The 5,307-nt window shown below is 66.0% G+C and carries 8 protein-coding genes; 2 read left to right on the top strand and 6 right to left on the bottom strand.

The window, feature by feature from the left end; genetic code table 11:
• Positions 1–322: 322 nt before the first annotated feature.
• The 4 genes from BST28_RS22650 to BST28_RS22635 form a co-directional block, all read right to left on the bottom strand.
• Positions 323–532: a hypothetical protein gene (locus tag BST28_RS22650; protein WP_019734739.1), complete on the bottom strand. Its 210-nt coding sequence runs from the start codon at positions 530–532 to the stop codon at positions 323–325.
• Entirely contained in the window at positions 529–1,044 is a 516-nt protein-coding gene (locus tag BST28_RS22645; protein WP_083083198.1) for a nitroreductase/quinone reductase family protein, read from the bottom strand. The genes BST28_RS22650 and BST28_RS22645 overlap by 4 nt, the downstream gene beginning before the upstream one ends.
• 137 nt (positions 1,045–1,181) lie before the next feature.
• Complete coding sequence (gene arsB, locus BST28_RS22640; RefSeq protein ID WP_065289727.1) at positions 1,182–2,261, bottom strand: ACR3 family arsenite efflux transporter; 1,080 nt, start codon at positions 2,259–2,261, stop codon at positions 1,182–1,184.
• On the bottom strand, positions 2,258–2,701 hold the full coding sequence (locus BST28_RS22635; RefSeq protein ID WP_019734742.1) for an ArsI/CadI family heavy metal resistance metalloenzyme: 444 nt from the start codon (positions 2,699–2,701) through the stop codon (positions 2,258–2,260). Before BST28_RS22635 ends, arsB begins: the two co-directional genes overlap by 4 nt.
• Positions 2,702–2,799: 98 nt before the next feature.
• Between BST28_RS22635 and BST28_RS22630 the strand changes: the two genes are divergently transcribed.
• Positions 2,800–3,156, top strand: coding sequence for an Rv2640c family ArsR-like transcriptional regulator (locus tag BST28_RS22630; RefSeq protein ID WP_019734743.1), 357 nt, complete (start codon positions 2,800–2,802; stop codon positions 3,154–3,156).
• A gap of 165 nt (positions 3,157–3,321) precedes the next feature.
• Complete coding sequence (locus tag BST28_RS22625; RefSeq protein ID WP_234808390.1) at positions 3,322–4,317, top strand: oxygenase MpaB family protein; 996 nt, start codon at positions 3,322–3,324, stop codon at positions 4,315–4,317.
• 25 nt (positions 4,318–4,342) lie between these two features.
• Here BST28_RS22625 and BST28_RS22620 read toward each other — a convergent pair whose 3' ends face one another.
• Together BST28_RS22620 and BST28_RS22615 are read right to left on the bottom strand one after the other, a co-directional pair.
• Positions 4,343–4,834, bottom strand: a complete 492-nt coding sequence (locus BST28_RS22620) for a TspO/MBR family protein (RefSeq protein ID WP_461786790.1) — start codon at positions 4,832–4,834, stop codon at positions 4,343–4,345.
• A 108-nt stretch (positions 4,835–4,942) separates the two neighbouring features.
• Positions 4,943–5,236, bottom strand: a complete 294-nt coding sequence (locus BST28_RS22615) for a DUF6319 family protein (RefSeq protein ID WP_080575754.1) — start codon at positions 5,234–5,236, stop codon at positions 4,943–4,945.
• Positions 5,237–5,307 lie beyond the last annotated feature (71 nt).

Below are 5,307 nucleotides of genomic sequence, written 5' to 3'. Positions count from 1 at the left end.
TGCCCTCATGCGACGGCATCAACGGTTCAACAACCGCCCAGAACTCATCACTGATCACACCGGTTCGCAACACGCCAACGATCGTCGCCGGTCAACACCCCAAACTTTGGGAGACACGCCCTAGGCAGCGTGTGCCGGTTTGGAATGGCCACGGATGCATGTCCCATGGCTCGCATTTATTGCCGCTGGCGCCCGGCGCGGCAAAACAGCCATGCCGCTGGCGTGTCGCCAGATCGCTTGCGGTACATGGCGGGAGAGGCACCAAGCAGGGCGGCCGCCACCGCGAAGGCTGCAACCGAGGTTAGGCGGGTAGCCATTTCGGTCACTTCCGGTTGCGCCGCCGGGCAGCAGCCAGCGCATCGCCGGCCTGGACGAGCACGCCGCCCAGCGCCCGCAGTGCGGCGTCGTCGTCGCAGAAGTCTAGATCGATGCCACCACAGTCGACGTTCACGTCGTAGTCGACACTGCCGTTGGCAAAAGCATGCCTCTGCAGGATGGCCTTCGGCATCATGTTCCTCGCCGCGGCGATCATGCTCGGGATAGCTCGAATATCGGTATCACGCGTTCGGTGTAGGCCTGGAAGCGATCGACATGAGGAATTTCCTGCCGCAACGCGTTCCAGACGCGGCGGCGTTCCGCCTCGGACAGCTCACGCACGCGCACCTCGTGGATGGTGGTGCCGGTACCGGTGTTTGAGCCGACCTCCACGCTCGCCTGCGTCACCGCTCTCAGATTATGTACCCAGGCAGGCGCTTTCGGGCTTCCCCCGTCCGCGCCGACGACATACCACCGTTTTTCGAAATCAAAGCGGTAGAGAGGCGTCACTCGGGGTGCTCCTGATTTCGCCCCCACCGTATGGAGCAACAGCCCACGCATACCGGCGAACAACCCATTGACGATCGCACCGTTGTTGGCTCGGAACTGTCGGATCGTGTCGTCGTTGATCGCCGTCGACGACGGTGCAGCACCCACGGCTGACGTTTCAAGCTCGTCCAAGTCGGCCGGTGCCCACCGGTACACCGCGACAGGACTCTCATCCGGCATGACTCCTCCAACCGCTCAACGCGCGTCGTCCAACATCGACACCCAACAGTCCCGTGGCACGCGGCATTCCCGTTCAGGGACCTATCCGTCGGCCGAAGAGCCGCCGGATCGGGCTGCTACCGACCCCACCGCTTCGGTCATGCGGCGGTTCTCGCCGAGGCGAAGCGGCGGCGCAGTGCGAGGGAGACATAGACCAGCCCGACCAGTACGGGCACCTCGATCAGCGGGCCGACCACCCCCGCGAGCGCCTGTCCTGACGCCGCCCCAAACGTGGCGATGGCGACGGCGATGGCCAGCTCAAAGTTGTTCCCCGCAGCGGTGAACGCCAGGGTGGTGGTCCGGGGATAGCCGAGGCCCAGCGCCGACCCGAGCAGGTATCCGCCGCCCCACATGATGGCGAAGTACGCCAGCAGCGGCAGGGCGATGCGGACCACGTCGAGCGGGCGCGAGGTGATCGCAGCGCCTTGGAGCGCGAACAGAATCACGATGGTGAACAGCAGCCCGTAGAGCGCCCACGGCCCGACCGTCGGCAAAAACCGGCTCTCGTACCAGTCGCGGCCCCGGGTGCGCTCGCCGATGCGACGCGACACGTAACCCAGCACCAAGGGCACGCCGAGAAAGATCAGCACCGATTTGGCGATTTGCCACGGTGACACACTGATTGAGGTTTGATCCAGGCCCAGCCATCCGGGTAGCGCCGAGAGGTAGACCCAGCCGAGTACGGCGAACATGAGCACCTGGAACACCGAGTTGAGCGCAACCAGGACGGCGGCGGCTTCGCGGTCGCCGCAGGCGAGGTCGTTCCAGATGATCACCATGGCGATGCAGCGCGCGAGGCCGACGATGATAAGGCCGGTGCGGTATTCGGGTAGATCGGGCAGCAGCAGCCACGCCAGGGCGAACATCAGCGCGGGGCCGATCAGCCAGTTGAGTGCCAGCGATGCGGCCATGAGCTTGCGGTCGCCGGTCACGGTGTCGAGCCGGTCGTATCGGACTTTGGCCAGCACCGGGTACATCATCACCAACAGCCCGAGCGCGATGGGCAGGCTGATGCCATCGAGCTGTACCGCGCTCAGCGCCCGGTCCAGACCGGGAACCGCGCGACCCAGCAGCAGACCCGCAACCATCGCCGCGCCGATCCACGCCGGCAGGAAGCGGTCGAGGGTGGACAGCCTGCCGACGACGGGTGCGCGGGCGGCGGTCGGCGGTGCGCTCACTCGGCAGCCGACCCGGTGCACCCGCACCCGCAGGCGTCGGCCTGCCCCTGCGCAGGGGCGGATCCGCCGAACGTCTCCGCGTCGGCCAGCTTGGTGTACACCTCCCACTTCTCACCACCGGGGGCGGTGACCCACACCTTGTCCTGGGTGGCAAAGCAGCACGTGGTGTTGAGCTCTTCCTCGGTGAACAGACCCGCACCGGCCAGGCGGGCGATTTCGGAGTGCACCGTCTGGCTGGAGTCGACCTCGACGCCCAGGTGATTGAGCGATCCGCCCTTGCCGGGGTTCTCGATCAGCACCAGCTTGAGCGGCGGCTCGGCCACGGCGAAGTTGGCGTAGCCGGGCTTGATCTTGGCGGGCTCGGTGCCGAGCAGGATGGTGTAGAACGCGATGGACGCCTCGAGGTCATCGACGTTGAGCGCCAGTTGAACACGGGACATGAGCACCTCCTAGGTATGTGACATATGCCGAAAGGGTGGCACGTCCGGTCTACTCCACCTTTTTGATAAATGTCAAATATCCATGGCATCATGGTGGGGTGCCCAAGACGCTCCCGACGATCGACATGACGCAGCCGGTGTGCTGCGCGCCCGTGGCCGCCGGACCCGCCGACGACGCTTCGGCCCTGGATGTGGCGATGCGGCTCAAGGCGCTTGCCGATCCAGCGCGGGTGAAACTCATCTCTTTGCTGTTCGCCGCCGAGGAGCCCAGTACGACGGGATCGCTCGCCGCTGCGGTCGGGTTGTCGGAGTCCACGGTCAGCCACCACCTCGGACAGCTGCGTACCGCGGGGTTCGTGGCCTCCGAACGCCAGGGCATCCGGGTGCACCACACCGCCCGTCGGGACGCATTGACGGCGCTGTGCCGGGTGCTCGACCCCGGCTGCTGCGCGTAACCGCGCACCCGTTCGCCGTGGGGCCGGCGGTGGCCCGGACGCGCCGGACCGACCACCCGCCGTTGACCAAAACCCGGCGATCCTCCTAAGCTGTCCCATATTGACAACGCTTGTTGTCCAAATACGTCCAACGGCGACTGGGAGTGCGCGCTCGTGACTCAAGAAATGGCGGATAGCTGCCCGGCGACCAGCGATGCGGAGACGGCCTCGGGCTGTCCGGTGAGCACCGGTGGCTACGACGCGCCCCCGGTTCCGCTCGGTCCCGACTCGCTGACCTGGAAGTACTTCGGGCAGTGGACGGGGCTGTTCCAGGGGACCTGGGCGGGCTCGATGCAGAACATGCACCCGCAGCTGGGCGCCGCGGTCAAGGATCACTCGATCTTCTTCATGGAGCGCATCCCGCGGCTGATGCGGTCGATCTACCCCATCGGTGGCGTGGTGTTCGACGGCTACCGCGCCCCGCAGACCGGCGCCGAGGTCCGCGACTACCACATCGGCCTCAACGGCGTCGACGACAAGGGGCGCCGCTACAGCGCGCTCAACCCCGAGGTCTTCTACTGGGCGCACGCGACGTTCTTCAAGTCGACCCTGCTGGCCGCTGAGAAATTCGGTGGCGGACTGACCGAGGCCGACAAGCGTCAACTCTTCGACGAGCACATCACGTGGTATCGCATGTACGGGATAAGCATGCGCCCGGTGCCCAAAACCTGGGAAGAATTCCAGCAGTACTGGGATCACATGTGCCGCAACGTCCTGGAGAACACCTGGGCGGCCCGTGAGGTCATGGATCTGTCGACTATGCCCAAACACCCTTCACTGGAATGGATTCCGGATTGGATGTGGGCGCTGAACCTCAAGGTCATGCAGCGCTTCCTGACCTTCATGACGGTGGCCCTCTACGACCCCCCGGTGCGCGAACTCATGGGCTACACCTGGTCGGCGCGCCAGGAGCGGTTGCACGGGTACCTCTGCAAGGCAATCACATTGGTGTCCAAATACGGTCCCAAGCGCGCGTTGATGCATCCGCGCAAGCGTTCGGCGTTGGACCGGGCCTCGGGCCGGCTTCCGGTGGATGCGCCCCTGGTGCAGACCCCGGCGCGTAATCTGCCGCCGGTGGAGTACCGCGACAGCCCGCACTTCTACTGCCCGAAAGTGAACTGAACCGGCCGGTGGCAGGGCGCCCGCCTCAGCTGTTGAGCGACCACACGGAGTAGTTCAGGGCGGTGGCGAACAGGATCCAGGCCAGATACGGCACCATCATCGCGGCCGCCGGGCGGTGGATCCTCCAGAACAACGTGATGGTGACCGCCACGGCGAGGTCCAACAACACGATGTCGATCAGGGCGAGACCCCGCCAGCCGAGTCCGAAGAACAGCGGTGACCAGAGCAGGTTCAACACCAGCTGTACCCCGTAGGCGATGATGGCGGGGTTTCGCCACCGCGGGTCCACCCGCCAGACGAGCCAGGCCGCTACCGCCATGAGCAGGTAGAGGGCACTCCACACCGGCCCGAACAGGTAGCTCGGCGGAGCCCAGCCGGGCTGGGCCAGTTTTCCGTAGTCTCCCGCGGCGTCGGCGGAGGCGAGCCCGCCGAGGGCCGCGACGATGATGACCAGGACGAGCGAGACCAGGAACGCCGCCAAGTGCTGAGAACTCGGCTGCTGCGTTTTCGGCGAGATCGAACCCATCACGCCACACTAAACCGCATCGTGCTGGCATGACCGGCTGTCGGTCCGTCGCCCTATGCTGCCGACATGAGGGCCTGCCTGCGATTACCTCGCTGGGCCTCAGTCCAAGCCGGCAAGAACCTTGCGCGCTGCTTCGAGTTCGGCTTCCAGGGCAGCGATCCTGGCGGCCTGTTGGGAGCGCGCCTCATCCATCAACGCCTCGATCGGCGCGAACAGCTCCTCGTGCAGCTCCTTGGCGGCGCGGGAGACCGCGGCCGCGGCGACCGCCACGTCGCGCACCAGATAGCTGTTGCCCTGCTTGATCTCGGCGTGCCACTCGCCGTCGGCGGAACCGGTCACCGTGAGAGTCAGCTGGAAAGTCTTGGCCTTCTTGCCGACTGCCTTCTTGGACACAGCCTTCGCGGCTGGAGCGGCATCGAGAGCCGGCGCGGAATCGGTGGGGGAATGCACGTCGGGGGCGGGGG

Source organism: Mycolicibacter kumamotonensis (assembly GCF_002086285.1).
Classification (GTDB): Bacteria; Actinomycetota; Actinomycetes; order Mycobacteriales; family Mycobacteriaceae; genus Mycobacterium; species Mycobacterium kumamotonense.
The sequence above is the reverse complement of the archived record's forward strand: the minus strand, read 5'-3'. Positions and strand labels throughout refer to the sequence as shown.

What these genes read in the sequence shown, in the direction of transcription:
- BST28_RS22650 (WP_019734739.1), bottom strand. Translation starts at nt 532, where the DNA reads ATGATCGCCGCGGCGAGGAACATGATGCCGAAGGCCATCCTGCAGAGG.
- BST28_RS22645 (WP_083083198.1), bottom strand. Translation starts at nt 1,044, where the DNA reads ATGCCGGATGAGAGTCCTGTCGCGGTGTACCGGTGGGCACCGGCCGAC.
- BST28_RS22635 (WP_019734742.1), bottom strand. Translation starts at nt 2,701, where the DNA reads ATGTCCCGTGTTCAACTGGCGCTCAACGTCGATGACCTCGAGGCGTCC.
- BST28_RS22625 (WP_234808390.1), top strand. Translation starts at nt 3,322, where the DNA reads ATGGCGGATAGCTGCCCGGCGACCAGCGATGCGGAGACGGCCTCGGGC.